Genomic DNA, 3,362 nt, shown 5'->3' with positions numbered 1-3,362 from the left:
CAATTGCAGTGTAGACCCGTCTGTTGTGGGCGGTCTGTTGATTCAAGCCGGTGATCTGGTTATCGACGGAACACTGAAGAGCAAGCTTTCACGGCTTGCACAATCACTGCAATCATAATCGGGGACGAGAGCATGCAACTGAATTCAAATGAAATTGCTGAACTGATCAAGAAACGAATTGAGAAGTTCGAAGTTGTTAGTGAAGCTCGTAATGAAGGTACTATCACCGCTGTAACAGACGGCATCATCCGGGTAACTGGATTGGCTGATTGTATGCAAGGTGAGATGATCGAGCTACCTGGCAATCGCTTTGCTATCGCATTAAACCTTGAGCGCGACTCAGTAGGTGCGGTAGTTATGGGTCCTTACGAGGACTTACAAGAAGGCACAAAAGTTAAATCAACTGGACGTATTTTGGAAGTACCTGTTGGCCGCGCCCTTTTAGGCCGTGTTGTTAACACTCTAGGTATGCCAATCGACGGTAAAGGTTCAATTGACGCTGATGGCTATGAGCCAGTAGAAAAAATTGCACCAGGCGTAATTGAGCGTCAATCAGTTGATCAACCAGTGCAAACTGGTTACAAATCAATCGATGCCATGATTCCAATCGGCCGTGGCCAGCGTGAGCTAGTTATCGGCGATCGCCAAACTGGTAAAACGGCGATGGCGATTGATGCCATCATCAATCAGAAAGGCACCGGCATTAAATGTGTGTACGTAGCTATCGGCCAGAAAGCTTCTACAATTGCGAACGTGGTTCGTAAGTTAGAAGAACACGATGCGCTTGAGCACACGATTATTGTTGCGGCATCTGCTTCAGAATCTGCGGCGTTACAGTACTTATCAGCTTATGCTGGTTGTACGATGGGTGAATACTTCCGCGATCGCGGTGAAGATGCGCTTATCGTATATGATGATCTTTCTAAGCAAGCAGTTGCTTACCGTCAGATTTCATTGTTGCTACGTCGTCCTCCAGGCCGTGAAGCCTTCCCTGGTGACGTGTTCTATTTGCACTCGCGCTTACTAGAGCGTGCAGCTCGCGTAAACGCAGATTATGTAGAGAAATTCACTAAAGGTGAAGTGAAAGGTAAAACCGGTTCACTAACCGCGTTGCCAATCATTGAAACCCAAGCTGGTGACGTTTCTGCGTTCGTACCAACCAACGTAATTTCAATTACTGATGGTCAGATCTTCCTTGAAACTGATTTATTTAACGCGGGTATTCGCCCAGCCGTTAACGCAGGTATCTCAGTATCTCGTGTAGGTGGTGCAGCACAAACTAAAATCATCAAGAAACTTGGTGGTGGTATCCGCTTAGCATTGGCTCAGTACCGTGAATTGGCAGCGTTTGCTCAGTTCGCATCTGATCTCGATGAAGCTACGCGCTCCCAGTTAGAGCATGGCCAAGCGGTAACCGAGTTAATGAAACAAGATCAATACGCGCCAATGAGTGTTGCGAATATGGGTGTATCTATTTTCGCAGCTGAAAAAGGCTTCTTGAAAGGTGTTGCAATCGATAAGATTCAAGACTTTGAGAAAGCACTGCTATCTTACTTCAATAGTGAGCATGCAGAACTTATGGCGAAAATTAATGAAACAGGCGACTACAACGGCGATATCGAAGCTGAGCTAAAGGCAGGCCTAGAGAAGTTCAAATCAACTCAGAGTTGGTAATTCATAGGCCGCAGGTAACTGCGGCCTTCAGTCGTTGTAACGCGGGAGATTAATCATGGCCGTTGGTAAAGAGATTAAAACTCAGATCGGGAGTATCAATAATACTCAAAAGATCACCAGCGCAATGGAAATGGTCGCTGCGTCGAAGATGAAACGGGCGCAGGAACAGATGGCATTAAGCCGTCCGTATGCTGAGTCCATTCGCAAAGTGATCGGCCATATTGCCCAAGGTAACCTCGAATATCGCCATAACTGGTTAGAAGAACGTGAGGTTAAGCGCGTTGGTTACATCATCGTTTCTACCGACCGTGGTTTGTGTGGCGGGTTGAACAGTAACGAATTCCGTAAGGTTGTTCGTGATGTTCAAGAGTGGCAAGAAAAAGATGTTGAAGTTAGCTTCGCGGCAGTGGGCAGTAAAGCGTCAGGCTTTTTTAAACGGTTATCAGGCAGCATCTTGTCTCAATCATCAGGGCTTGGCGATCGGCCAAAAGTTGCTGATGTAATAGGTACGGTTTCGGTTATGCTTAAAGCCTTCGAAGAAGGTGAGCTTGATCGAATCTACTTGGTGTACAACAAGTTTGTAAACACCATGACCCAAGAGCCAGTGATCAACCAATTATTGCCGTTGCCAAAATCAGAGACTGCCAAGCGCGAACACGCATGGGACTATCTGTATGAACCGGATGCCAAGTCTATTCTGGACACGTTGTTGCGTCGGTTTATTGAAAGCCAGGTGTATCAAGGCGTTGTTGAAAACCTCGCCAGCGAGCAGGCAGCCCGAATGGTCGCAATGAAAGCGGCTACGGATAACGCGGGTGATCTTATTGATGAGCTGCAGTTGGTATACAACAAAGCGCGTCAAGCAGCAATCACTCAAGAAATTTCCGAAATTGTTTCGGGTGCCGGTGCTGTTTAAGGCAACAGGTCAGAAAGATTTTGCAGAGTTAGAGGATAAGTCATGAGTCAAGGTAAGGTCGTCCAAATCATTGGCGCAGTTGTGGATATCGAGTTTCCGCAAACTGACGTTCCAAAGATCTACGACGCACTCCGCATCGCTGAAGGCGATCTGAAAGGGTTAACCCTGGAAGTTCAGCAGCAGCTTGGTGGTGGTGTTGTTCGTACGATTGCACTCGGTACTACCGACGGTTTACGTCGTGGATTGAGTGTTGAAAATACAGGTGAATCAATAATGGTTCCAGTTGGTAAGGCAACACTAGGGCGTATTATGAACGTTCTAGGTGAGCCTATCGACGAAGCAGGTGATATCGGTGAAGAAGAGCGTATGTCTATTCACCGTGAAGCACCATCTTACGAAGACCAATCAAGCTCTATTGAATTGCTTGAAACCGGCATCAAAGTAATCGATCTAATTTGCCCATTCGCTAAGGGTGGTAAAGTAGGTTTGTTCGGTGGTGCGGGTGTTGGTAAAACAGTTAACATGATGGAGCTAATCCGGAACATCGCAATCGAGCACAGCGGTTACTCAGTATTCGCAGGTGTTGGTGAGCGTACTCGTGAAGGTAACGATTTCTACCACGAGATGAAGGATTCTAACGTACTTGATAAAGTAGCGTTGGTTTACGGCCAGATGAACGAGCCTCCTGGAAACCGTTTACGTGTAGCACTAACGGGCTTAACCATCGCTGAGAAATTCCGTGATGAAGGCCGTGATGTACTATTCTTCGTAG

General features: G+C 46.8%; 3 protein-coding genes and 1 pseudogene. All 4 read left to right on the top strand.

Annotated elements, in window-relative coordinates; translation table 11 throughout:
* A partial coding sequence (locus ACNA7P_RS11005; protein WP_416258671.1) for a F0F1 ATP synthase subunit delta occupies positions 1–118 on the top strand: 118 nt, incomplete at its 5' end.
* Between the two features lie 14 nt (positions 119–132).
* Positions 133–1,674, top strand: a complete 1,542-nt coding sequence (gene atpA, locus ACNA7P_RS11000; protein WP_416258670.1) for a F0F1 ATP synthase subunit alpha — start codon at positions 133–135, stop codon at positions 1,672–1,674.
* Positions 1,675–1,729: 55 nt separating this feature from the next.
* Positions 1,730–2,590: a F0F1 ATP synthase subunit gamma gene (atpG, locus tag ACNA7P_RS10995; RefSeq protein WP_416258669.1), complete on the top strand. Its 861-nt coding sequence runs from the start codon at positions 1,730–1,732 to the stop codon at positions 2,588–2,590.
* 42 nt (positions 2,591–2,632) lie between these two features.
* A pseudogene (locus ACNA7P_RS10990) lies at positions 2,633–3,362 on the top strand (F0F1 ATP synthase subunit beta); the annotation flags it as partial.

This window comes from Aliidiomarina sp., from assembly GCF_047920995.1.
Taxonomy (GTDB): domain Bacteria; phylum Pseudomonadota; class Gammaproteobacteria; order Enterobacterales; family Alteromonadaceae; genus Aliidiomarina.
The sequence above is the reverse complement of the archived record's forward strand: the minus strand, read 5'-3'. Positions and strand labels throughout refer to the sequence as shown.

What these genes read in the sequence shown, in the direction of transcription:
- atpA (WP_416258670.1), top strand. Translation starts at nt 133, where the DNA reads ATGCAACTGAATTCAAATGAAATTGCTGAACTGATCAAGAAACGAATT.
- atpG (WP_416258669.1), top strand. Translation starts at nt 1,730, where the DNA reads ATGGCCGTTGGTAAAGAGATTAAAACTCAGATCGGGAGTATCAATAAT.